The 25,644-nt window shown below is 53.7% G+C and carries 15 protein-coding genes and 1 CRISPR repeat array (1 of these 16 only partly in view); of the genes, 5 read left to right on the top strand and 10 right to left on the bottom strand.

The window, feature by feature from the left end; genetic code table 11:
- A CRISPR array of direct repeats spans positions 1 to 997; the repeat unit is 29 nt; unit sequence CGGTTCATCCCCGCGAGGGCGGGGAACAT; it begins 1,838 nt to the left of the window's first position.
- A 191-nt stretch (positions 998 to 1,188) separates the two neighbouring features.
- A complete protein-coding gene (locus NQF89_RS01085) occupies positions 1,189 to 2,652 on the bottom strand; it encodes a mannitol dehydrogenase family protein (RefSeq protein WP_266137302.1) in 1,464 nt (487 codons plus the stop codon).
- Positions 2,653 to 2,690: 38 nt separating this feature from the next.
- A complete protein-coding gene (locus NQF89_RS01090) occupies positions 2,691 to 3,362 on the bottom strand; it encodes an HAD family hydrolase (protein WP_155573429.1) in 672 nt (223 codons plus the stop codon).
- 298 nt (positions 3,363 to 3,660) lie between these two features.
- Between NQF89_RS01090 and NQF89_RS01095 the strand changes: the two genes are divergently transcribed.
- On the top strand, positions 3,661 to 4,455 hold the full coding sequence (locus NQF89_RS01095) for a DUF421 domain-containing protein (protein WP_266137303.1): 795 nt from the start codon (positions 3,661 to 3,663) through the stop codon (positions 4,453 to 4,455).
- Between the two features lie 67 nt (positions 4,456 to 4,522).
- Here the strand turns inward: NQF89_RS01095 and NQF89_RS01100 are convergent, their stop codons facing one another.
- Positions 4,523 to 5,167: a transglycosylase SLT domain-containing protein gene (locus tag NQF89_RS01100; protein ID WP_266137304.1), complete on the bottom strand. Its 645-nt coding sequence runs from the start codon at positions 5,165 to 5,167 to the stop codon at positions 4,523 to 4,525.
- 2 nt (positions 5,168 to 5,169) lie between these two features.
- A complete protein-coding gene (ssb, locus tag NQF89_RS01105; protein ID WP_099026526.1) occupies positions 5,170 to 5,703 on the bottom strand; it encodes a single-stranded DNA-binding protein in 534 nt (177 codons plus the stop codon).
- Positions 5,704 to 5,842: 139 nt separating this feature from the next.
- Between ssb and uvrA the strand changes: the two genes are divergently transcribed.
- The 4 genes from uvrA (at position 5,843) to NQF89_RS01125 (ending at position 11,904) form a co-directional block, all read left to right on the top strand.
- The gene (gene uvrA / locus NQF89_RS01110; RefSeq protein ID WP_266137305.1) at positions 5,843 to 8,755 is read left to right on the top strand and encodes an excinuclease ABC subunit UvrA; all 2,913 of its coding nucleotides are present in this window, start codon (positions 5,843 to 5,845) and stop codon (positions 8,753 to 8,755) included.
- A gap of 12 nt (positions 8,756 to 8,767) precedes the next feature.
- Positions 8,768 to 9,106 (top strand): DMT family transporter, encoded by a 339-nt coding sequence (locus NQF89_RS01115; RefSeq protein WP_099026527.1) that lies wholly within the window; start codon positions 8,768 to 8,770, stop codon positions 9,104 to 9,106.
- A 4-nt stretch (positions 9,107 to 9,110) separates the two neighbouring features.
- Positions 9,111 to 9,584 carry a permease gene (locus tag NQF89_RS01120; RefSeq protein ID WP_266137306.1) on the top strand — a complete coding sequence of 158 codons (474 nt, stop codon included), beginning with the start codon at positions 9,111 to 9,113 and terminating at the stop codon, positions 9,582 to 9,584.
- Between the two features lie 148 nt (positions 9,585 to 9,732).
- The gene (locus tag NQF89_RS01125) at positions 9,733 to 11,904 is read left to right on the top strand and encodes a TonB-dependent receptor (RefSeq protein WP_407652340.1); all 2,172 of its coding nucleotides are present in this window, start codon (positions 9,733 to 9,735) and stop codon (positions 11,902 to 11,904) included.
- A 58-nt stretch (positions 11,905 to 11,962) separates the two neighbouring features.
- Here the strand turns inward: NQF89_RS01125 and trhO are convergent, their stop codons facing one another.
- From trhO to NQF89_RS01155, 6 genes are all read right to left on the bottom strand, one after another.
- Positions 11,963 to 12,907, bottom strand: a complete 945-nt coding sequence (trhO, locus tag NQF89_RS01130) for an oxygen-dependent tRNA uridine(34) hydroxylase TrhO (protein ID WP_099026530.1) — start codon at positions 12,905 to 12,907, stop codon at positions 11,963 to 11,965.
- A gap of 102 nt (positions 12,908 to 13,009) precedes the next feature.
- The gene (locus tag NQF89_RS01135; RefSeq protein ID WP_155572581.1) at positions 13,010 to 14,605 is read right to left on the bottom strand and encodes an autotransporter strand-loop-strand O-heptosyltransferase; all 1,596 of its coding nucleotides are present in this window, start codon (positions 14,603 to 14,605) and stop codon (positions 13,010 to 13,012) included.
- Positions 14,602 to 15,771 (bottom strand): autotransporter strand-loop-strand O-heptosyltransferase, encoded by a 1,170-nt coding sequence (locus tag NQF89_RS01140; RefSeq protein ID WP_155572580.1) that lies wholly within the window; start codon positions 15,769 to 15,771, stop codon positions 14,602 to 14,604. The genes NQF89_RS01135 and NQF89_RS01140 overlap by 4 nt, the downstream gene beginning before the upstream one ends.
- 43 nt (positions 15,772 to 15,814) lie before the next feature.
- Positions 15,815 to 17,641: an AMP-binding protein gene (locus NQF89_RS01145; protein ID WP_155579729.1), complete on the bottom strand. Its 1,827-nt coding sequence runs from the start codon at positions 17,639 to 17,641 to the stop codon at positions 15,815 to 15,817.
- On the bottom strand, positions 17,638 to 24,105 hold the full coding sequence (locus NQF89_RS01150; protein ID WP_266137307.1) for a type I polyketide synthase: 6,468 nt from the start codon (positions 24,103 to 24,105) through the stop codon (positions 17,638 to 17,640). Before NQF89_RS01150 ends, NQF89_RS01145 begins: the two co-directional genes overlap by 4 nt.
- Positions 24,105 to 25,610 (bottom strand): AMP-binding protein, encoded by a 1,506-nt coding sequence (locus NQF89_RS01155; protein ID WP_155572577.1) that lies wholly within the window; start codon positions 25,608 to 25,610, stop codon positions 24,105 to 24,107. Before NQF89_RS01155 ends, NQF89_RS01150 begins: the two co-directional genes overlap by 1 nt.
- Between the last annotated feature and the right edge of the window lie 34 nt (positions 25,611 to 25,644).

Raw genomic sequence — 25,644 nt, forward strand, 5'->3', positions numbered from 1 at the left:
CCCCGCGAGGGCGGGGAACATTTACCAACGCCACAACTATGCTACAAGGCCAGCGGTTCATCCCCGCGAGGGCGGGGAACATAGACGTATTGAAAGATTGTGAGAGGTTTTGTACGGTTCATCCCCGCGAGGGCGGGGAACATACGCAATGTCAAGAATTATTTCGAAACCAAACCGGTTCATCCCCGCGAGGGCGGGGAACATTAAAACCAGAAGGACGACCCCCATCAGAAAAGCGGTTCATCCCCGCGAGGGCGGGGAACATACCGACACTCCCCAATCCGGTTATCCACAGGCCGGTTCATCCCCGCGAGGGCGGGGAACATAGGTAAGACCTTTCGCAACGTCATCAAACATGCGGTTCATCCCCGCGAGGGCGGGGAACATCCTTTGGTTTCCATGAAATGGCCCCATCTATCCGGTTCATCCCCGCGAGGGCGGGGAACATAATTCTCCACATAATGGCAGCGATTTGACCGCCGGTTCATCCCCGCGAGGGCGGGGAACATTTTACCAGATTTTCCTGAGGTCCCCGTTAATGCGGTTCATCCCCGCGAGGGCGGGGAACATTGCGCCGCGCTGCTTTACAGAAAATTTGTGCACGGTTCATCCCCGCGAGGGCGGGGAACATATCTACAGGCTCTGGTTTTTCGCCGTGCTTTTCGGTTCATCCCCGCGAGGGCGGGGAACATGAAGAACTAACTCGCCAGAAGATGGAGGATGCTGGTTCATCCCCGCGAGGGCGGGGAACATCCCAAACCGACCCCGCTGCCCCATTGCGGAGCAGGTTCATCCCCGCGAGGGCGGGGAACATTTTTCATCTACCCTATGCAGAGCATATTCCTCCGGTTCATCCCCGCGAGGGCGGGGAACATTCGATACAAATATTGCCGAATTTGTGGATAGACGGTTCATCCCCGCGAGGGCGGGGAACATTACCGAAATAGAATTGGTTAGGTCGGACTCTGCGGTTCATCCCCGCGAGGGCGGGGAACATACTTCCTAGAACCGCTTGTATTATAAACATAATTCATATGTCAAAGGCCGTACCAACTTAAATATAAATTTAATATCCTTTTCCCTACAAGCTTTTTCTCAATTTTCTACCTCCTACATCCATCCCATAAAAAAGAGGAGAAGGTTTCCCCTCTCCTCTTTCACTAAGCCTTCTATCAACCGTGCGACGCGTTACACAGGTAGGCTCGCCAATACACCTTTTTGGCGAATAACGTCGCGCGCCTGTGCAATCTCCTGCTCAATCTCAGGAGTCAGCAAATCACGCCATCCGTCAAAGGCTGGTAGAGCAATAGACGCCTTAAAATCATTAGATGCCGCAGATTTTAGCTGCTCAGCATTAAGGAAGGGCTCCTCCAGCTTAATGGTTTCGCCCTTCTCCGTCTTGCCACGCAGTAGCTCCAACAATAACGCCATACAGTACACAATACGACTACGATCCCGCCCCTCACTAAGGACAGCGCGGACGGTCTCCGTCCAGAATACTTGTGCTTTAGAGGTCGCATCGGAGGCGATACGCGCCACTTGGTCCGCCATCGCTTTGTTAGAAAAGCGACTTAACAAGGTGGCCTTATATTTGTGCAAATCTACACCAGGGGGAGCCTTTAATGTTGGGATGACGTCTTTCTCCAACATTAAATCCACAAACTTATGCACAGGCTGCTCTGCTAACACTTGGTCCACGAGCTTCAAGCCCAAGAGCATCCCCGCAGCACTAAGGATGAGATGGCTGGAGTTCAGCATACGAATCTTCGCATGCTCATACGCGCTCACTTGGTCGCTAAACTCTACCCCCACCTTCTCAAAAGCGGGACGGCCTGCGGCGAACTTATCCTCTATCACCCACTGGATAAAATCCTCCGAGATTAATGGCTGGAGGTCATCCAACCCGCTACGCTCATTCAGCTTCGCTTTCCCCTCGGAGGAGACAGATGGCGTAATACGGTCCACCATCGCGTTGGGGAAGGTCACATTCTGCTCAATCCACTGAGCAAGCTCGCCATCCACAGCGCGCGCATAACCGACAAAAGCCTTACGGGATACATCCCCATTATGGCGCAAATTATCGCAGGACATCACCGTCAAACCTCCATGACCAGCCTCACGGCGGCGGCGTAGACCCTCCACCACATAGCCAAAGACTGTCTTAGGATGTTGCGGGTCTGCGAGGTCTTCCTTCACCTCTGGATGTGTAAGCCGAAACTCCCCAGTTGTTTCATCAATATTATAACCACCCTCGGTGATGGTCATGGAGATGATCTTCGTAGCCTTATCAGCCAACAAAGCCAGCACTTTTTCCGGCTCATCAGGGGCTTGCAGATAATCCCGTAACCCGCCCATCACGCGAATTTGTGTCGTACCATCAGCGGCGATTTCCGTCAGGGAGTAAAGCCCCTCCTGCGCACGAAACTCCTCCGCCTTTTTCTCTGAGCGTTCACCAGAGCGTAGCCCTACCCCAGTAATGCCCCACTGCTCCTGCCCCGGCAAAGCCAAGACACGGTCCACATAATACCCTAAATGGGCACGGAAGAAGTTACCCACACCAAAATGAACAATGCCCGATGTAACCTTACGCACATCGTAAGAAGGGCCAGCGACATTCTTCGGTAATGTTTTTAAACCTTCATATGTCAGCATAACATGTCTCCAAAAAACGGTTACGACTATGAAGAAACTCAGCCTTTGTGATGGTCTTTCTGCGCAGCGATGATCTTCTTTAACAAGGGGACAAATTCATCTAGATGCTCAATACGCAATAAACCCGGCCAAGATGGAGCAGGCTTATTTAAATCCCGCAGCAACACACAGGCCATTCCTGCCCGGTGAGCAGCTTCTACCCCAGCATCAGAATCCTCCAACACAAGGCAATGTGCTGGGTCTATCCCTTCCTGCTTTGCGCCATAGAGGTAGATATCGGGGCGGGGCTTTGGCATGTTTAAATCCCGACCGGAATGTATACGCTCATCCTTGAGGATTTTATTCAGCCCCGTGCTGGAGAACTTAGCCTCCATCTCTGCCTCTGAGGAGTTGGAACCAACACGAATCGGTAAGCGAATCTCATTAACGACATCCCGCAGCATTTTGGATGCACCGGGAACCTCTTTAGCCTTTTGTCGCATCATCTCAACGATGCGATTCTGCATAATCATATCCCAATCATCGGGCAGTTTATCGCCTGTTTCTTTAGCAATCATCTCGCCGATTTTGGCAAGTTCACCCCCGCCAAAAAGCTTATTGCCTTCCTCATCACTGATATCCCAACCGTGGCTGCGTGCGTCTTCGGACATCAACGCGGTAGAGAGATGCTCCCCACCGACCAACACGCCATCACAATCAAAAATAATCATCTCCAAACGCCCCGTAGGCAGAATGGCAGCAGGTGCCTGATCGGGAATCGGAAAATTCGTGTGCTTGCTCATGAATGCTCCTTATCTGCCTTATATGGTTCTTAGTGTCTCACACATCTGTGCGCTAACCTGCCCTTGAGAGTAACAGGAGAAGAAAAGAGCGCAACATCTTGAAAACTTATTAAAGAGGCTTATAGCATGCTAATGCAAGGGCTTCATCCCCTGCGCCTACGCGGATGTTATAATGCATTAACCCGCCGGGGCATACTACCTATCCACCACGTTAAGGTTCTCTTTCATGCTCCATCAACTTTTTCCCAATCTTGCTCTTAACATATGGATGTTCTTAAAACTCGTCACTGGCTTTGCTATCATCATTGGGTATCTCAACATCTCTGGCCGTAGCCAAGTCTCCCAAATGAACGCCATCGACCTTGTCGGTAACTTCATCCTCGGTGGGCTTGTTGGCGGTGTTCTCTACACAACCAATATTTCCTTCCATGAATATGTCATCGCCCTGCTTATCGGGGTGGGTATTTTGCTAACCATTACGCGTTTCTGCCGGAAAATTAATATGTTCAGAAACGTTGCCATTGGTCGGCAAATCCCCATCATAAAAGATGGGCGTTTCCTGATGGAAAATATCCGCGATAAAAACAATAAAATTGATATGCTCAATATCGCCTCTCAGCTTAACCTACAGGGCATTTATTCTTTTGATGAAGTCTATTTCGCCCAAGTTGAGCCAAGCGGCGCGCTAACAGCCATTACGGATAAAAAGAAACTCCCTGCTCTCATCGTCTATTATGATGGTGTTGTCCGGGAAGATGACCTCAAAGACGTTGGTCTTTCTGGCGATGATCTAAAAGAAGATGCAAAGCGTAAAGGCATCGAATCCCTTGATGATGTCTTTATGGCCGAGATTAAAGACAAGCAGTTCCATTATGTCTTGATGAATGGTCTCGTTGTACCTCATCCGCGTAAGGACAGAGAGCAAGAAGAAGCTAAAAAGCTCGCAGAAGAAGAAGCAAAGAAAAAAGCTGAAGAGCGTAAAGACGCTCTTACCCCCGGCGCAAAAGAAGAGACGGCCTGATCTACCGTCTTTTCCAATCATCTTGCCAGTATTTATAACCATGCTGGCAAGATGACATATAATAGTCCTAAAAAATACTATTCCAAAAACGCTCCCACCAACTACCCTTTAGCTCATCTTTACATGCATTATATTGCTTTTGATATTGCTGGGCACGCCGCCCCACTTTACGCGCAACAGTGACCAACCACGGCTTTGCCTCGTAACTCCGCTTGCGGTAGCCACCCCAACCTTCATGATACGCAAGATATTGCCGCGTCGCGTTAGTGAGGGGAATCCCATCAATTTTATGGCTATTGGTGAGATACCAATTCACAAAATTCAACGCATCAGCGTAATTTGTCCGGCTACCCCCGGCCCCGGTCTGGCGTTGATAATCCCGCCAGATTTCATTCTTCGCCTGTGCATAACCGTAGGCGGTACTAATATGCCCCCACGGAATCACCCATAGGATATAAGTTCGCCGCGTCCGCGCATTAGCCCGAAAGCTTGATTCCTGATTCATAATCGCCATCGGGATGGCAGAAGGGATGTGCCATTTCTCCTCCTGCCGCATCGCAGTGTGATACCAGCTACGCTTCTCCCGATAAATTGAGCATAAATCATCAGGATGCTGGGGCGGGGTTGTGGTACAGCCCGCCAGCATTACCCCCGCCATCACAGCAAAGACCCCAGCCCACCTAGGCTGTATGACCTGTTGATTCGCAGCCATAGTTAGAAGGGGATTTCATCATCCAAGCCTTGGTCGTGGCCAGCAGAGCTATCCCAGCCATTGCCGCCCCCCATACCGCCATTATTGCCCCCACGGTTTGCAGGACCGGCCTGTTGTCCCCCAAAATTACTGCCCCCGTCATTATAGCCGCCATCATTATAACCACCATCATCACCACCGCTGCGCTGGCCATCAAGCAACACAAGATTGCCACGGAAGCGGTCAATCACCACCTCGGTAGTGTATTTCTCTACCCCTTGTTGGTCCGTCCATTTACGCGTACGCAATTCGCCCTCAATATAGACTTTCCGGCCCTTCCGCAGATATCGCTCAGCAACCTCCCCCACGCGCTCATTAAAAATCACAACACGGTGCCATTCAGTCCGCTCGCGCCGCTCACCACTATTACGGTCATTCCATGTATCACTAGTCGCAATGGCGAGATTGACAATCTTACTGCCGGACTGCGTATTGCGCGTTTCTGGATCACGCCCCAAATTACCTACGAGAATAACCTTATTTACACTACCAGCCATGTATAATCCCCATCTCTCTTAAGAAGCTGTTTGCACTCTTACGGTTCGATTCTGGCACCATGTGCCCTTATTGCTTATATTGCACAGAACAATCGCCCATGCATCCACCCTGCCATAAAGACCATCAAGAGGACATAGCGTGACAGACACACCCACACCTACCGGCACCAGCCATATCATTGTCCGTGGTGCCCGCACGCATAATCTAAAAAATGTCAACGTCACGATCCCACGCGATAAGCTTACGGTCATGACGGGGCTTTCTGGCTCTGGTAAATCCTCCCTCGCCTTTGATACCATCTATGCCGAAGGCCAACGCCGTTATGTGGAGAGCCTCTCTGCCTATGCGCGGCAATTTTTGGAGCTCATGGGCAAGCCAGATGTAGAGTCCATTGAGGGGCTGTCCCCCGCTATTTCCATCGAGCAAAAAACCACCTCGCGCAATCCACGCTCTACCGTTGGGACCATCACCGAGATTCACGATTATATGCGCTTGCTCTGGGCGCGGGCGGGGGTGCCTTACTCCCCTACTACGGGCCTACCGATTGAGGCGCAGAGCATCAGCCAAATGGTGGACCGTGTTATGGCCATGCCCGCGGGCACGCGGCTTATGCTGCTCGCCCCCATCGTGCGGGACCGCAAAGGCGATTGTGCGAAAGAACTCGCCGAGCTGACCCGCCGTGGCTTTGCGCGCGTGCGGATTGATGGCACACTTTATGAAATCACCGATGCCCCCAAGCTCAACCGCAAAACACGCCATAATGTCGATGTTGTGGTCGATCGCATCGTCCTAAAAGAGGGGATAGAAACCCGACTAGCCGATAGTTTTGAAACCGCTTTGGAACTCTCAGACGGTTTGGCCTCTGTTGAGGAAGTCCTCCGCAGCGGGGAAGAGCGGGAGCCGCTTAAAGCCTCCTTCTCCTCCCGCTATTCCTGCCCAGAATCTGGCTTTATGCTAGAGAGTGTGGAGCCGCGCCTTTTCTCCTTCAACGCGCCAATGGGGGCCTGCCCAACCTGTGATGGGTTGGGTACAGAAACGCATTTTGACCCCAATCTCATCATCCCTGATGATAGCCTAACCCTGCGAGAAGGCGCCATTGCGCCATGGCGTAATGAGCAAGACCCGCTCTTTGACCAAACCCTCGCCGCCCTCGCCCGCCATTGCGAGGAAACTCTTGATACACCATGGAGCAAGCTGAAAGAGACATCCCGCCAATTCCTTCTCCATGGTGGGGCGGAGGCTGTCAGCATCCCTTATCAGGATGGTAAGGGCAAAACACACACCATCCACCGCCCCTTTGAGGGCATCATCAGCCATCTACAACGCCGCCTTGCCCAGAGCAGCAGCATCCATGTGCGCGAGGCCCTTGGCCGGTATCAATCCGCTATGCCCTGCCCTGCCTGCCACGGGGCACGATTGCGGCCAGAAGCCCTGTGTGTGAAGGTCAATAACAGCAATATCGCCGAAGCCTCAGAGCTTACCATTCAAGAAGCTCTTGCATGGTTTAAAACTGTGGAGGCCAGCCTCACCCCCCAGCGGGCCGAGATTGCACGGCGCATCCTCAAAGAAATTACCGAGCGGCTGCATTTCCTCGACCGTGTGGGGCTAGATTATCTCACCCTCTCCCGCAGCTCTGGCACGCTCTCAGGTGGGGAGAGCCAGCGCATCCGGCTGGCTTCGCAAATTGGCTCCGGCCTAACGGGCGTCCTCTATGTGTTAGATGAACCCTCCATCGGGCTGCATCAGCGCGATAATGCCCGTTTACTCACCATGCTGGAGCGGCTGCGCAATCTCGGCAATACCGTCCTTGTTGTGGAGCATGATGAAGATGCCATCCGCCAAGCTGATTACCTCATCGATATGGGGCCGGGGGCCGGGACCCAAGGCGGGCGCGTCATCGCTTATGGCACGCCAGAAGAAGTCGCCCAAAATCCCGATAGCCTCACCGGCGCATGGCTCGCAGGTCGCCGGGGCATCCCCGTGCCCACCACCCGCCGTAAAAGCAAACGCTGGGTAAGCATCCATGGGGCAAAGGGTAATAACCTCAAAAATATCAGCGTAAAGTTCCCTTTAGGGACCTTTATTGCCATCACCGGGGTCTCTGGCAGTGGGAAATCCACTCTCATTACCGATACCTTCTATAAAGGCCTAGCCCGACAGATTATGAAATCGGCCGCCGTCCCCCTCCCTTATGGACGGCTAGAAGGCACAGAGCAGCTCGATAAAATCATCGAGATTGACCAATCCCCCATCGGGCGCACACCCCGCTCCAACCCTGCTACTTATACGGACCTCTTTGCCCCTATTCGGGATTGGTTTGCCGAACTGCCAGAATCCAAAGCGCGGGGTTATAAGCCGGGGCGTTTCTCCTTCAATGTCAAAGGGGGTCGTTGCGAGGCTTGCCAAGGTGATGGTGTATTGAAGATTGAGATGCACTTCCTACCGGATGTGTTCGTAACCTGCGATAGCTGCAAAGGTGCGCGCTATAATCGGGAAACGCTGGAGATTAAGTTTAAAGGTAAATCCATTGCCGATATTCTGGCCATGACGGTGGATGAGGCTGTGCCCTTCTTCAATGCGGTACCACGCATTGCCGACCGCCTCGCCATCCTTCAACAAGTGGGGCTAGGCTATGTCGCCCTTGGCCAGCAAGCCACCACCCTCTCCGGTGGTGAGGCCCAGCGTGTAAAACTCGCGAAAGAACTCGCCCGCCGCGCTACAGGCCGAACCCTCTATGTACTGGATGAACCCACAACTGGGCTGCATACAGAGGATGTGCATAAGCTCCTCAACGTCCTGCATGCACTCGTAGAGCAAGGCAATACGGTGCTGGTTATTGAGCATAATCTGGACCTCATCAAAACAGCGGATTGGGTCATTGATATTGGTCCAGAGGGCGGCGCAGGCGGGGGCGAGGTTGTAGCCACCGGCACACCGGAGGATATTGCCGCCTGTAAAGCCAGCCATACAGGGCGATTCCTCGCCCCGATGCTCGCTGCCAAAGGCCCGCCCTCTCATACAAAGAAGGATGCCAAACCACGCAAAAACTGATAAGCACCTCTTATGACGCCCTTTTTTGCTTGGTTATTCCTCTTAGGGGCCATCTTGTTAGAGGTTATGGCCACCAGCCTGCTGAATATCTCTAACGGGTTTCGCAAGCCCCTACCGACCATAGGCGCGCTCCTCTTTTATGGGGCGGCCTTTTTCTGCTTGGCCCAAGCCCTAAAATGCATCCCCCTCGGCATTGCTTATGCGGTATGGTGCGGGGTGGGGATTGTCTGCATTGTGGTTATCGGGCTGACTGTCTTCCGCCAGCCCTTAAACCTCACCGCTTATCTAGGGGTTGGGCTTATCATGCTTGGCACGTTACTCGCCTGCCTCTCTGGCGGGGTACGGCACTAACGCTATGAGGGCCACTCTCTTACAACGCCACATATTACGCGGCTTGATGATGCTCATCATGCTCGTAGCATTTAGTGGGCAACTCCTCCTCACAGCTACGAGCTTACCAGAGGAAAGCCCCAGAGCGGCTATTTTACGTCTAACGCATCTCGATATTGCACCCGCACCGCCGCCAGAGCCTCACGCTGGTCCTACCATGCATGACGCTATGGGGATGACTACTCCTCATCACACGGCCCAGCATGATAAAATGACCCATCATGGGGGCCATCATCACGGGGTGGACTGCCCCCTTTGCCCGCTTTTAGGGCACATCCTCTTTACCCTTACCAGCCTATTCGTGCTGTTAAGTTGCATCCGGCTTTCCCGGCAGCTTTGGCAGGCGAGTCCCCCCGCACAAGCCCCACCAGAACCCACACGCCAACGCCCGCCAAGCCGTGGGCCGCCTCGCCTCCTTCTAAACCAAACATTCGCCTGACCGAGCCAGCTTAAAAGGCTGTGCATCGGCCTTTTCTGCATGTTGTTTTCAGGATGGATTGATTTTGTTTTTTCCCTCATATTATCTGGGGCGGGGCCTAACGCGCCGTCTCTTAGTGCTGGGTGGTTTTGCTTTACCGCTTACGCCCCTGCTCGCTCAAACATCCCCTCAAAATACGCTGCCCACATCCACATCTGATGCCGTAGCCTCCGCCACGCCCATCCCCCACCCGGTGGAGCAAATCAGCGTGATAGGCACGCGGCGGCCTTTCACACAGGCCGCGGACACCGCAGCGTTATTCCGCGATGTACCGGGTTTTAGCAGCTATAAAACGGGTGGGATTGCCAGCCTCCCCGTCTTAAATGGTATGGCCGATGACCGGGTCGCCACCTTTGTGGATGGCATGCCCCTTATGGCCGATTGCCCTAACCATATGAACCCCGCCCTCTCTCAAATCAGCCTCGATGAAGTCGCCCATAGCGTTGCGATTGCGGGGATCACCCCTGTTAGCCTCGGCGGTGATAGCACCGGTGGGACCATCTCTGTGGAGCGCAAAGACCCACAATTTGCCAAAGAGGGCAAAGTCCTCATCACCGGTGATGGACGAGAAGATTGGCGCAGTAATGGCGGCGGCTCTGGCGCAGGGGGCTCCCTCACTATTGCGAACGATATGCTCAGCCTTCGCTATAGTGGCTCCTACACCCATGCGAGCGATTATACCGCCGGGGGACGCGGCGGGCGGGTTTTATCCTCCAATTATCTCAGCTTCAACCATGATGTCACGGCAGGGCTAAAGCTAAAGAACCACCTCTTTAGCCTCACATTTGGGCAACAAAATACCCCTTATGAGGGCTTCCCCAACCAATATATGGATGAAACAAATAACCGCTCCACTTTCGTTAATGGCAAATATCTAGGAACATTCAACTGGGGTACGTTAGAGGCTCGTGGCTATTGGCAACATGTGACCCACGCGATGAATATGCTAGCCGATAAAGGCGGCCATAGTGCTACCACCGGTATGCCGATGAATAGTGATGGACGCACAGCCGGTTATAGCCTTGTAGCCACCCTCCCCTTGGGGCGGAGCCATCAACTTAAGCTAGGCAGCGCATTTAGCCATGATGGCCTTAATGATTGGTGGCCCCCTTTAGAGGGCAGCATGATGATGGGGCCAGAGGCCTTCCATAGCCTTAACCACGCCCATCGCGACCATCTTGGCCATTTCATCCAATGGGATGCTCAATGGTCCCCGCGCTGGTCTAGCGAGCTTGGGATGCGTAGCGATGTCATCATGATGAATACTGGCACAGTCTCCCCTTATCAGGGCCTCTCCTCCATGAGTGATATGGGGATGAATATGGGGGGAAGCATGATGGGTATGGGCGGCATGGCCGGTATGGATATGTCCAACATGGGCATGAGTGGTATGAGTATGGGCAGCACCAACCAAGAGGCCGCCCGTGCCTTCAACAAAGCGCGCCGGGGCCGGACGGATGATAATTTCGATGTCACGGCCTTACTACGTTATAAAGCCAACGCCTATCTGAATATCGAAGGCGGCTATGCTCGCAAAACACGTTCCCCCAACCTCTATGAACGCTATGGCTGGAGCCGGGAAAGCATGACCGCACGGATGATTAACTGGTTTGGCGATGGCAATGGCTATGTCGGCAATCTCAACCTCAAGCCAGAAGTCGCTAATACAGCGAGTGTTACCTTCCGCCTCCATGATGCGGCGGATCATCAATGGGAGGCAATGGTCCAACCCTTTTATACCTATACGCATAATTACATTAATGTCGTGCGGATTGGGGCCCTCTCCCGCGGGTTTAACCTCTTACAATTTGAGAATCATAATGCCCAAAGCTACGGCATTAACGCCTCTGGCCGCGCCACCTTATGGGATGGCGATAAATGGGGCACGGGGGAGATTTCCACCCAGCTGAATTGGGTAAAGGGGCAGGACTTCAAAACCCATTCCGGCCTTTATCAACAAATGCCGCTTAATGGGAGCATCCGCCTCCATGAGCATTTTGGCCCCTGGCACGGCATGGCCGAGATTGTTCTTGTCAAAGCTAAGCATACAGTCGATTGGGTGCGTAATGAGCCCCGCACCCCCGGCTACGCGCTGCTGAATCTGGGAGCAGGGTATCATTGGTCCAAATATCTACAGCTTGATGTAAGCCTCGATAACTTGCTGAACCAACGCTACGCCCTCCCCCTTGGTGGCCGTGCTGTCAGCACTGCAGGCAGTCCACCCGGCCCCGTGTTAGGCATGGGTCGCTCTGTTAATCTGACCCTACGGGAGCATTTCTAAAAACAAAAGGCGTCTCCACAGTGCAGGGGGACGCCTTTCTTTGTGAAGGGAAAGGGCCTTACCCCTGCGCGCCATCACCAAGATGGGTCTGGCCGCGTTTTTCTGCCAGAGCGGCTTGGCGTTGCCGCTCACGGTAACGATGCCGTTGGGCCTCTGTGCGTTGGTTATAGCAATGAGGACAACTTACCCCCTCCTCATAATGAGGGGACTGCTTATCCTCTGCACTAATAGGCGCGCGGCACGCATGGCAAAGGTCATATTGGCCCAGCTTTAACCCATGCCCAACGGACACACGTTGGTCAAAGACGAAACATTCACCCTCCCACAGGCTTTCCTCCTCCGGGATTTCCTCCAGATATTTTAAAATGCCACCTTTGAGGTGATACACATCCTCCACCCCTTCTTGCCGCGCAAAGGCGGTGGATTTTTCACAGCGTATGCCCCCCGTGCAGAACATCGCGATTTTAGGTGTGCGACCTTGGGCCTCTACCTCCTTACGCCACTTACGGAACCATTCTGGAAACGCACGGAAGGTTTTGAGGTCCGGGTCCACCGCCCCGCGGAAGGTCCCAATGGCTACCTCATAATCATTGCGTGTATCCATCACCACCGTATCAGGGTCGGAGATAAGGGCGTTCCAATCCTTTGGCTCAACATACCGCCCAACGCAGACGAGCGGGTCAATATCAGGCTGCCCCATGGTGACGATTTCTTTCTTCAACCGGACTTTCATCCGCAAAAAAGGCATCGTCTTGGCACGGGATTTTTTATAATCAAACCCCGCACAACCGGGCAGGTTATTAATATGGGCCAATACTGCATCAATCCCAGCATCAGAGCCGGCAATCGTGCCGTTAATCCCCTCACGGGCCAAAAGGAGGCTGCCCTTTACCCCCTCCCGCTGGCACATATCCAATAGCGGTTGGCGGAGAGCCTCATAATTATCAAAGGCTGTAAAATGATAAAGCGCGGCTACACAAACCGGCAAAGATGTTTCTGTCATTAGTCACCCATCTCGCAAAGAAGGAACCTTTTCCCCTTCTAGCAGCCTACCTTTAGAAAGGCACGTCCCCAGAGTAAGGGACGTCAAGGTTCCTTCATGCTCTTAGAGCGTCCAATAGACCTCATGCCGATGCTCGTAACCTTCCTGTTTGGTCGCGCCCTCGGCACGCTCTTTATCATCAGGCCAAGGCTCCCCTGCTGCAACAGCCGGTGGAACATAGCCGTGGTCCCGGCAGAGACGCTTAATCGTATCAATCACATACGCTGTCCCGATGATGCGCGTACATTCAAAAGCGCGGTCTGTCCCTTTATGACGAGGGCAAAAGAGATAATCATTATGCTGAAAAGGCGTGCGAACATCATGCCAACAGCTATTACAACCATGCGTACTAAAGACCCGATACGGCGTAGTGAACTCATTCATCGGGTCTGTAAAACCGCTAATCATCACGACAGGCGTCTCAACCGCCCATGCCAACCAAGACAAACCAGAGGATAATCCCACAAAGAACTCTGCATGTTTTAACCAACGCGCACGCTCTGCCAAGGGACGCTCGCCTGTTTCATCCTCCACACCATGAGGCAGGGCATTCCAATAACACCCCACCCCAACCACAGGGTCTTTATCGATACAAATAACACGATACCCCATCTTTTTGAGGTATTTTACTGTATCTAACCACCCAATAGGGTGATGCCACATTTTACACGCACAAGAGGCCTGCACCGCGACAACAACATAAGGTTCCTCTATCGGGCGGGTATCAGGCTCCTCAACCGCCACTCTCGGGCGGACCTCTGTTGGGTCCACACCCAAAATCCACCCTGCCGTCCGATGCAGCCCCACCGCGCGGAAATCCCGCGGTTGCCATTCCTGATCCTCATCATGGAAGAAAAGCCCGAGATAATACGTGGCGTAAAACTCATCACGCACAGCACCAAACTCTTTATCCACCATGAAGCGAATCTCTGGATAAACCGGCCCCATAAGATCGCGAATCATCTCACTCACCACAACGGTGAGCGTACAACCATGCACTTGGCCAAAACGCTCTACATAGGGTATCCATCCGAGCGGATCGCCCAATGTCCCCGCAGGCATAATAACGGCAACCTTCTTCCCCCGTGCATTATAATGATGCGTCCAAACGAGCTTCTCATCATCAAAAAGCTCTATCACACCTTGGAGAAAGTATTTCTTGCGGGAATATACCATCTCCCCGCCCTTCTTCTGGTCATAAAGGCATGTATCAGTCTGCCCATCCCAAAAGCGTATCCGCCATTGCTCACCCTCTGGGAGCTTAACGCGTATCCCTAAATTAAAATCATACCGCAGCCCATGTGGACCCTCTTGCGTCAGGACCGGCGCAGGCGCAGGAAATGCAGCACCGGGTATGCGCTCAATATCATCACCTTGCGCCCCACTTGCGTTAGATGAGACATCTTGCCCCACCCCTGACGAACCACCCATAGCTAATAAGGATGGCACGGGGGAAGACGTTACAGCTGCCTGCCCCGGCTCTACCATTGCCTCATTCCCGCCAAGGGAGGACAACTTCCCCCCCGACACTAAGGCCTCTGACGAGGACGAGGAGGAAGAAGCTCCCTGTGAGGAGGGTGGACGCAGGGAAGCAATATCCTGCAAAATACGCTCTTTCCCGCGTCCATTTTGCGGGGCATCATTCTTATGCTCTGTCATTGGTCAAACTCCCCAAAGCCGGGAATTGTCTCGATAACCGCCTTAACCTGCGTAAAAGAAATACCTATAGAACATTCAAACATGCGGTCTGTTCCCTTATGACGTGGGCAAAAGAAAACATCATCCATACGCAAGTCAATATTCACATCATTTGCGCAACTATTACAGACATTACGATTAATCACCCGATACGGTGTGTAAAACTCATTATAAGGCTCGGTATAGCCACTAATCATCACAACAGGTGTCTCCGCTGCCCACGCCAACCATGAAAGCCCCGATGATACTCCCACAAAGAACTCCGCATGTTTTAACCAACGTGCACGCTCTGTTAAGGGGCGGACCCCTGTTTCGTCTTGCGTTCCGTGGGGGATAGGCCGCAATGCCGCAGTAGGCCCAGCAATGCGCATGGCATCAATACATACAACTTTATACCCTTTTTCTTTCAGAAAACGGACAAGGTCATACCATCCGCGCGGGTTGTTCCAATATTTACTCAACCCTGAAGCTTGAGCAGCGATACACACATAGGGCTCCTCCATAGGACGCCCCCCCTCATCTACTGAGATACGCGGCCTACGCTCCTGCGGTGGCAACCCCAAAATATAAGCCCCCATATGGGCCAACCCACTTTGGCGGTAATCATTAGGCTGACAAATACGGTGGTGATCATCAAAAAAGACAAGCACCACATATTGAGCATAATATTGCCTATCCCCCACATCCGACTCACCAATAAAGCGAATATCAGGATATTCATCCTCAAAAAGCGGAATTAAATATGACGCAATAAAAAGAGTCGCACGGCATTTATGCTTCTCTACAAAAGCTAGGGCATGTCCTATCCATGCAAGATGATCCCCAAGACCACCCAAGTTCATCGTGATAAGCACTTCACGATCGCGCAAATCACATAGATGGGTGAAGATAAGCTCCCCATCCTTCCAGACGCAAATCTCAAAAGGAATATAATAACGCTTAAAGCTCCGCACCATGCCAGAGCCTATAAGCTCCTCTAGGAACAAAATAGTATCTGTCTCCACATCCCGGAGACGAACCAACCATTTGGCCCCCTCAGGCACCCAAACGCGGCAGCCTTCGTTAAAATCGTACCTGATTCCCTCAGGACCCTCTTGGGTTAATACAGTCGTCTTTGTCTCACTCATGACCACGCACCCTCATTACCTTTATCATACCCGTAAACCCCGCTCATAAGGGCCGCTCTCCCCATGCCAAAACCTCGAGATGCTCTAATGATTCCGGGCCAAAGCTTTGCTCTTGCACCACAGGCAACCGCCCCTGCGTATAAGCCTCAGATGTTGCCGCAAGGCGCATCTTACCGCTGGGGGTCCGCCAGATACCCCCTTGGCGTACTAATACGCAGCGTATCTGCTTAACCGGGCAAATATGCCGCATAGCACGCGCCATAGCCTCCAACACCGCCCCATAATCTTCCGTCTGGCGAATATGCGTTAAGGAAAGCTCTCCCATAACGCATAACATCCCCTCATGACGGAAGACCGCCACAGCACGGCTTGTAAATAAGGGGCATGCCTGCCGTACAGCTTGGGCTAAATCCGCAGGGTCATAACGCTGCTCACCAATCGGCACGCTATTTTCCAACCGCCCCGTGACGAACAAACAGTCCTGCTGCATAAAGCCCATATCCCGGCTACGGAACCACCGACGGCCATCATCACCCATAATGAAACGCTCGCGGTTTTCGACCTCACGATTCACATAGCCCGGCGTAACGGATGGCCCACTAAACCATAACTCCCCTACCTGACCGTCTGGCAGCGGAGCCTCGTTCTCTGGGTCCACCACGAGGATGTCATGACCATCAATCACACGCCCACAATTCGCCACGGCCCGCTTATCATAAGCATCATACGGTGGGGCAACGCGCCCCTCTGCCAAAGCACGGCGAGAGACGACATCAAAAGATACAACCTCTTTGCCATCCCCTTTACCGCTAGAGACCATTAAGGTGGTTTCTGCCATCCCGTAGCCAGGCCTAAGGACAGATTTTTTCAACCCAATAGGCAGATACCGCTTAAAGAGTGTCTCCACCGTATCCTGCTCTATCATTTCCGCCCCGATAAAGGACCATGCCCAGCAAGACAGGTCTAACCCCTCTAAAGCCGCATCTGGCACTTGTCGGGCTAGAAGCTCGTACGCAAAATTAGGCCCGGCAGAAAAACTAAGGCGGTACCGGTCAATCGCCTGCACCCATCGCTCCGGCTTGGCGATAAAATGCTCTGGCCGCATCAACCACAATGCCCCACCAGCCCCGATGCAATAAAGCACACTCACCAAGCCAAGGTCATGCGAGAGAGGCAACCATATAAGCCCGCTCTCCCCCGCCCATAAATTGCCGCGGAGCATCATTTGTTGCAGATTCGCCCCCACATTACGGTGCGTAATCTCCACACCACGCGGATGCCCCGTAGAGCCGGACGTATATTGCACATAGGCAATATCATCCAACGCCGCAGCATGACGGCGATGAAGCGGTTTGGCCTGCTCGGCACCTTCTATAGGGATCCATTTCAGGCCCGCAGCCCGCCCAGCAGCCTGCCGCCTAAAGCCCATAAGCGTCTCGCGCGTACCGAGCACCGCAACCGCCCCGGAATCCTCCACAATCTCAAAAAGCCGGTCTGCACTACCCAACATAGCCGGGTACACACCAGAGACGGGCTCCATATTCGCATAAAGGCAGCCAAAAAAGCCCGCGACAGAGGCTGTTCCATTCTCAAAGCATAAAACAACCCGGGACCGCTCCGGCATGAAACGATCCACCAATCCGGCAATCCGACATGCCCAATCATGCATTTGCTGGAAAGTCGCGCTCTCCTCAATCTCCCCTTCCTCATCGAGCAAGAAGAAGCGGACCTTATCGGGATTTTCCACCGCCCGGAAGCTGAGCATCTCATCAACCCGATTAGCATCTTTATTCAAAGCAGCCAGCGTATTGTCGTAAAAGTCGACTGTATAACCATGCTGCTGAATCGTCCGGTACGATATGTCTCTCATGCTTCTGCCCCTTCCACCGTGATGGCACCGCCTTGCTGCACCATCATTACAGCCTGTTGCAGCAAGCTCCGCGCCATCTCGATGATGGTTTCACTCCGTGCAAGAAGTGTTAGAGTCGCATCCACACCAAACTCCACATTAATAGCCGTTTGCAGCTCCACCCCGGCGAGGGAATCAATCCCCAACTCGGCAAGACGTGCGCTATCAGCAATGCTCTGCGGGTCCACTTGGAGGACCGTCCCTAATTGCTGCTTTAGCCGTGTCAGCACATAATCTAACCGCTCCCCTTCAGGCATGCTCATTAAAAGCTGCACGGAATCAGAAACGCCACCGCTTTGGCTTTCCTGCTGCAAGAGCGCAAAACGTGCCGAGTTTTTCAGCCATGTGAGAGCCCCAAAAGCGTGCCGCCAATCAATCTCCACCACAGAGACTTCACTGCGCTCCACACCATAAAGAACCGGTAAAAGGGCCAAAGCATCCGCCGCTTTCATGGTTTTAATACCCGCAGCTTCAAAAAGACGGCCCGCCCCCTCACTCTCTGTCACCATACCGACATCACCAATCGCTCCCCACCCTACAGCAAGAGCCGGTAAGCCCTGCCGGCGGCGATTTTCTGCCAGAGCGTTAAGGTAACTATTAGCCGCGATATAGCTGCTTTGCCCCACATTCCCCAACTCTGCCGTAAAGGAGGAATAAAGGACAAAATGATCCAACTTCAGGCCGCGCGTTGCTTCATCCAAAGCCTGCGCCCCCACAATTTTAGGGGCCATAACACGGGCGATGCTGCGCGAATCATCCATCGATTCAATAAGCTGGTCTTCCACCACCCCAGCCGCATGGAACACCCCGCGCAATGGCCGCTCATCTTGAGCGAGCTTCCGCACTAATGCCTTCACCGCATGAGGCTGGGTAACATCCAACCGATGCGTTACAACCTGCCCGCCATGCGCCGCAGCAAGCTTGTTAAGCTGAGCGATAGCATGTTGACGCTCCGGGTCTTGCGGTAAGGTCCGCCCAGCCAGATGCACAGCCCCCGCACCTTGTAAGAGCAGATATTCCGCCGTTTTGAGGCCAAAGCCGCCCATCCCCCCGGTAATGAGGTACGAGCCATCCCGCTTAAAGCCCGGTAAGGGGCGCGCAATAGGCCGTGCCTTTAGGCCGCTCATATCCTCATAAGAGAGGAGCACCTTCCCAATATGCCGCGAGGCCATCATATAGCGGAAGGCTTCCGCCGCCTCAGCCGCAGGGAAGGTTTTTATCGGCAAGGGAGCAAGCTTACCCTCCCGGCTGAGCGTCAAAATCTCATCCATAATCCCAAACAACGCCTCATGCGGCATCATCCGGTCCATATCGAAGGAGATATAGGTCAAATTCTCATTAAACGGTCTCAGATCCAACGCCCGATGCTCAACAATATCGCGCTTGCCAATCTCCACAAACCGGCCCATCGGCGCGACAAGTTTAAGGCTATGAACCATCGCCTCACCGGGGAGGGAGTTCAACACCACATCTACCCCGCGGCCCCCGGTAGCCTCACGGATACCATCGACAAACTCTAACGTACGGGAATCCCACACACCGGCACAGCCTTGTTGGCGTAGATAGTCCCGCTTCTCCGGGTTGCCCGCTGTGGTGTAAATGACAGCCCCACGCATTTTTGCAATGTGAATTGCTGCCTGCCCTACACCACCTGTCCCAGCATGAATCAGCACACTCTCCCCTTCGGCAAGATGTGCTAACTTCACTAAGGTGTAATAGGCCGTCATAAAGGCCACGGGCACACCTGCAAGCTGCTCTAAAGCCTCATGCGTTAGATCAGCCGAAAGCTTAAAGGCACAGCCTGCCAGCGCGCTTACCTTCAACACACGGCGATAAGCAAAGCTATCAGGATAAGCCACAACAAGCCGATCACCCGGTGCCATATCCTCAACACCCTCACCAACGGCTTCAACCTCCACCACGGCCTCAAGACCGAGGCTTTCGCCGTTAAAGGTCCCCTCAATCACGCTCTCCGGGAGGAGACCAAGGGCTTTAAGAACATCCTTAAAGTTAAGGCTGGCTGTTAATGTCCGCAGCTTGACTTCACCCGGCCCCGGCTCTGGCACGGTATAAGCCTGCCAGCGGATGGTCTCCACCGTGTTCGCGCGTCCCCCCTCTAGCCGCACGCTACAGCTCCCCTCATCATGAGAGCTGATAATCTCACCCCATGAGACAGGTTGCGGCTCTGGCTTGAGAGATGGGGAGACTAACCGCTGAACAAGCCGCTGCACACCCTCATCACTCGGGCGCAACCAGACACTATCCTCAGCACACCCCTCCAACACCAGCTCGGCAGCGATATCCTCTACTAGCTGGTCCGCCCCAATAGCGGGGACATCCACACAACGTATGGCTAGGTCTGTTCTCTCTGCCTCCACAGCGCGTAACAAACCATGGAACACACGCTGCATCGCCACAGCCTGCCCATGCTCCGCATAAGCCCCACGCGTGATGAGGATGACCGCAAGGCGATGCTTCCGCCGCCGTTGTGGGATATGCTGGATGACCTCAATACACGCCATCACATCATCAAGGCAGTGTTGATAATCCGCACCATCTCGCGGGAACAACACAAGCGCACGTTGTTTGCTTAAAAAGGACTCATGCGCCAAGCGTTCCGCTAAATCCGCCCCGTTAAGAGAAGCAGCATGGGTTATATCTGCCCCATTTTGATGCAGCATCTCCGCTACAGCCTCTGCAAGAGCGTCATTTTCCGCATGACAAAACGTAATCGCCAAAGGCTCACTTAACAAAAGCTGCTGCTCTGCATGAATCCATTCCGGTGCGTAAATAAGATGCGCACCTGTAGAACGGTCTCCCCCACGGCGAGCCATACGGCGGCAACATAGCCCTAATAACTCGCACACCAACTCTCCCTCTGGGGTAAAGAGCTGCATATCCGCAACAATCTTCCGCTCCGTCCGTTGGGTCGGTGTGACCTTTACATAAAGCCGCGCAACCTTCTGCCCCAGATAACTCACCCGCTCGATTGATGCAGGGACGAATACCTCCTTTTGCTCCTCAAAGGGGAAGGCCCCGATAAGCGCGTGCATAGCCCCATCGAGCAATGCTGGGTGCAGCAAATACTCGCCTATTGTGGCAGCTTGGTCATCAGCAAGGGCAATCTCTGCCACGACATAGCCCGCCCCACGATGTAAGCTTCGCAAGGTTTGGAAGGCAGGGCCATATTCCAGCCCGATCGTGGCAAAAGCCTGATAGACCTCTGCCCCTTCAAAACATGTGGTCCCTTGGCAAAGAGCCGTAAAATCGAACCCCTGATTCCGCTCCGCAGTCGCACACCACGGAGCCGCTTGCAACACCGTAGCATGACCATGAGTTTGCCAATCCCCATTCCATGCAAAGCTTTCACTCTCAAAGCTTAAACGCCGCGTTGTTGTGTTAAACCGCCACATCATAACGGGCACTTGCCCCTCTTGCACAACAAGGGGGGTATTGAGGGTCACATCCTCAATCACAGCGGGGGCTTTGGCCTCCAACTGTGCATGAGCCGCCAAAGCAGCCTCAATATAAGCCGCAGCGGGGAACAGCACCATCTGATGCACCTTATGGTCCATCAGCCACTCCATCACGACGACACTAATATCCGCCCGCCACGCACGCCCTTCCAATAGGCTCGGTGTCCCTAAAACAGGATGAACCTGCTCATCCAACCGGTCACGCCGCGCGGCTTCTGTCTCCAAAGAGGGGACTAATTTTTCAACCCACCGATAGAAGGGTAAATCCATCCGCTCGGCCCGAAGGATATAACGCCAATCCGGCTCCGCCCCACTCAAGGTTAGGCGTACTAAGGCACGCAATAGCCCTTCTGCATCATCATGATGACGGCGCAAAGTGGGGATGACGGCGACCTCATATCGCCCTTCCTCCGCACAATGCGTCACAGAGGCCCCCAAAACCGGATGTGACGCGACCTCTAAAAAGACGGCATGACCATCCTGCAACAGATGGTGCATAGCCTCATAAAATAAGACCGGCTCACGCGCGTTTGCATACCAATATGCGCCATCATGACGCTCCTCATCCCGCCATGCTTGACCCGTCACGGTGGAATAAAGCGGAATCACCGGTTTTTTAGGCTGAATCTGCGCCAAGGCTATGAGCATATCGTGCTCAATAGCGGCCATCTCTGGGCTATGATAAGGGACTTCAACCTTGAGGAAGCGGGCAAACACACCTTCCTTGCGACATGCTTGCTCTAGCTCTGCAAGAGCGTCTTGCGGCCCTGCAACTGTGCAAGACTCCCCACTATTAACCGCCGCAATGCTAATCTGCCCGCCAAAGCGGCCTTCCAACCGTTTGGCCAACATCTCGCGCCCTAGCCCAACGGCCAGCATTGTTCCACGCCCAGCAAGACGGCCCTGCAACTGGCTGCGATGGTAAATAACCGTAACGGCGTCTTTAAGCTCCAGCGCACCGCTTATATAGGCTGCTGCCACTTCCCCAACACTATGGCCAACCACAGCCCCCGGCGTAATGCCATAATGAGCAAAAAATGCCGCAAGGCATATCTGCACCATAAAGATGGCAGGCTGTGCAACCTCTGTTTCCTGCACGCGGGACTTACGCTCTGGCTGCAACAACGCATCCCGTAAAGACCAACCTGCTAGCTCCTGAAAAAGCACATCACATTGCTGGGCAAGAGCGCGCACTTCAGCCGGGGCCTTACGCAGCAAGTAACGACCCATCCCCCACCATTGTGGCCCCATACCAGAGCATAAAAAGACAGGCTTTACCGGCTGGTCCACCACCGCTTTACCCGTAAAGAGGGCTGGGTGATTACGGTCCACCGCCAAGGCCTCCAACGCCTCACGCGCTTGCACATACGCATCTGCCCCACGCTCTGGGAGGATAAGGGCCCGTTGGCGGAAGCGTGCCCTATATCGTGCTGCGGCAAAACACAGCCCATCCCACAGACGCTTATCCGCCTCATCCCCTAGTTGAGCGGCATAAACATGGCCCATCCGCTTGAGCGACGCCTCAGAAAATGCACTCAGCAGCAAAGGCGTCCGCCCCATAAAACCTGCTGGCCGCACCCCTTTAAGCCGATGCTCGCGCATAGCCTTCTTACGGGCGGCATTTTTCTCCGCCTCTGTAGGCCGCCGCAGCAAGGCTACGGCATTGGTCCCGCCATACCCAAAGGAGTTGACCACCGCATAAAGCTTATCGCGTTGGGGCAGAGGGCTTGGCTCACCTTGAGCCACCTTAATGCCATACTCATCAAACGGGATAGCCGGGTTAAGCTCTTTTAAATTCGCTTGGCCGGGAACCATGCCATGCTCCAAGCACAGCATAGCCTTCAACACTGCCGCTGCCCCTGCCGCAGCCTCCAAATGGCCCAGATTCGCCTTTACCGACCCAACAAGGACAGGCTCCCCCTCATCCTGATACTGCCCAATGGCTTGCCCAATCGCCTTAGCCTCAATCGGGTCACCGACCGGTGTGCCCGTCCCATGAGCCTCCACATAAGCAACATCGCGCGGGGCAACCTTAACCTTACCCAAAACCTCACGCATTAAGCTCTCTTGGGCATCCACATCCGGCATGGTGAGAACAGGCGTATGGCCATCCTGATTCACCCCAGAGCTGCAAATCACACCGCGAATCTCGTTACCATCGCGCACAGCATCTTTAAGGCGTTTGAGCATCAATATGACGCAGCCTTCCCCACGCCCATACCCATCAGCATCAGCCGCAAAGGATTTAGACCGCCCATCTCTGGCTAAGAAACGCCCTTTTGTCATCAGCATGGCGGTTTGCGGGGCGAAGATACAATTTACCCCACCGGCTAAAGCTACGTCACATTCCCCAAGGCGAAGGCTGTTACAGGCTTGATGCACCGCCACAAGAGAGGAAGAACACGCCGTATCCATCGCAATGGTCGGGCCTTTTAAGCCATAAACATGAGCCAACCGAGCCGCATGCATTGTCATAACGGAGGATAAAGCCGCAAATTGGTCGCGGATTTGCGACTGCATAAACGGGCTACCACCATGAATGAGCTGGTCTTGTGTAAAGCTCCCCACAAAAACGCCCGTCCGCGTTCCCTCCAACGCGCTCGCTTTTATATTGGCACTCTCCATAGCATGCCATGCCACGCTTAAAAGCAAACGCTGGGGGACATCCATCAATGTCCCCTCACGCGGGGAAATACCAAAAAAGAGGGGCTCAAACTGATGCTCCTCTAAGGTGAGAAAGTGGCCATATTGCATGGTCGTCTTACCCGGCGTGTGGTCCACCGGGTCATAAAAACGCCGCCGCCCCCAACGGTCCTCCGGCACAGCAACACAACCATCGCGGCGATCGAGTAAAAACCGCCACAACCCCTCCATATCCGCAAGGCCCGCTGGCAATATGCAACCTGTGCCGATAATGGCTATCTCATCCGCGCGATACATAGGCCTCATCACCGCTCTAACTTATGCTGGATATAGTCCTTCAACATAGCCCGTAGCCGCTCTCTCTCCACATGACCTTCCGTTGTGCGTGGGATTTCTGGCACCCAAATCATCGTCACAGGGGGCAAAGCGGCATAACGCTGCCGTAATTTGACGGAAAGGGCTTGTTCATCAAATGTTTCAGTCGAGACAATCGCAGCATAGCACCGCTCTACACCCTGGCGGTCCTCCAGCATGAATACGCCTGCCTCTTTAATGCGTGGCTCTGTAAGAAGAATCTCCTCAACAACACCGAGGTCAAACTTCGCTCCACCCACATTTATCAACGCATCGGCCCGGCCATGGAGATGCACCTCCCCTGTTGTTGAGATGGCACCACGATCCCCCGGGTAAAACCACCCTTCATGAAAACGCGCACCCCCTACAGGATTTTCCTCCTTATAAGGATGCACACTCTCACTACGGATACGAATATAACCTACCTCCCCAGCGGGACATCTCCGCCCCTCAGCATCAACGGCCTCTATATCAACCCACGGGAGGGGCAAACCAACACTCTCCTCACTTTGCCGCTTTTCTGCGGGGATAGCGGCCACAACCCCAGTCTCATCCGTGCCATAAACAATCTGCACATGCGGGGTGAAACGCTCCTGCGTTTGCTCCAATGTTTTTTGCGGCAAGCCCGCCCCAACAACACGCAAATGGATATGGCTCATCGCCCGACTAGCTGGCGGAAGAGCTTTTAAAACATGCTCCAAATGAGCCGGAGTGAGAACCAACAGCATTTCTGCTGCTTGCATCATCTCTGTGGCAATATTTTGGGAATCACTACTGCGTACCGTTGTCCCTGCGGCCAAAGCCGCCCCAGCCATAAGGAAGCCACTCAAAGATTGTGGGCCAATAGAGCATAAAAGATTCGGCTTGCTGCTCACATGCCGCGCTGTACGCGCTTTACGCACAAAGAACTCCACCATATCATGATAGATAAAACGATGAAGCTCTGCCTCCAGCTCCGCAAAGCTAAGCTCTATCAGATGGATATTGCGATCCGTCCCATTGGCCAAAGCAGCCCGACACGGCGTGGAAGGCTCAACAGGAACAGGCGGGTAATAGTTAGAGGCATCATCACCCTCTACCCCCTCCAACACACGCTCAAACCATGCTTCATCCAAGACCAGCCGCCCCTCGCCGGGGGGCATACACCCCATCCCATGAATGATAATAATCTCCGGCTGGAGAATGGCTAAATCCTCCTCCGAGACATCCCCCTTCGATAAAGAGGCTGAAGCCAGACCAAGCCGCCCTAGGGCTAGCGTTAACGCCCAATGCCGCCAGCTATCACTACATTGCACAGCCACCCGGCGCGGGGCCAAATCACGCAGCCCTTCCAATGCACGCGCTAACCGGCTTACAATCGCCTCTAACTGTGCATAGGTTTGCTGGCGCGCCAAACTCCCAAAAGCAATATCGCCCCCATTATGGCGTGCATTATAAGCTATAAACCGGTCTAGCATGTGGTTAAATATCTCCTCGGCACGGTGCTAAATG

This window comes from Bombella pollinis, from assembly GCF_026385485.1.
Lineage (GTDB): Bacteria > Pseudomonadota > Alphaproteobacteria > Acetobacterales > Acetobacteraceae > Bombella > Bombella pollinis.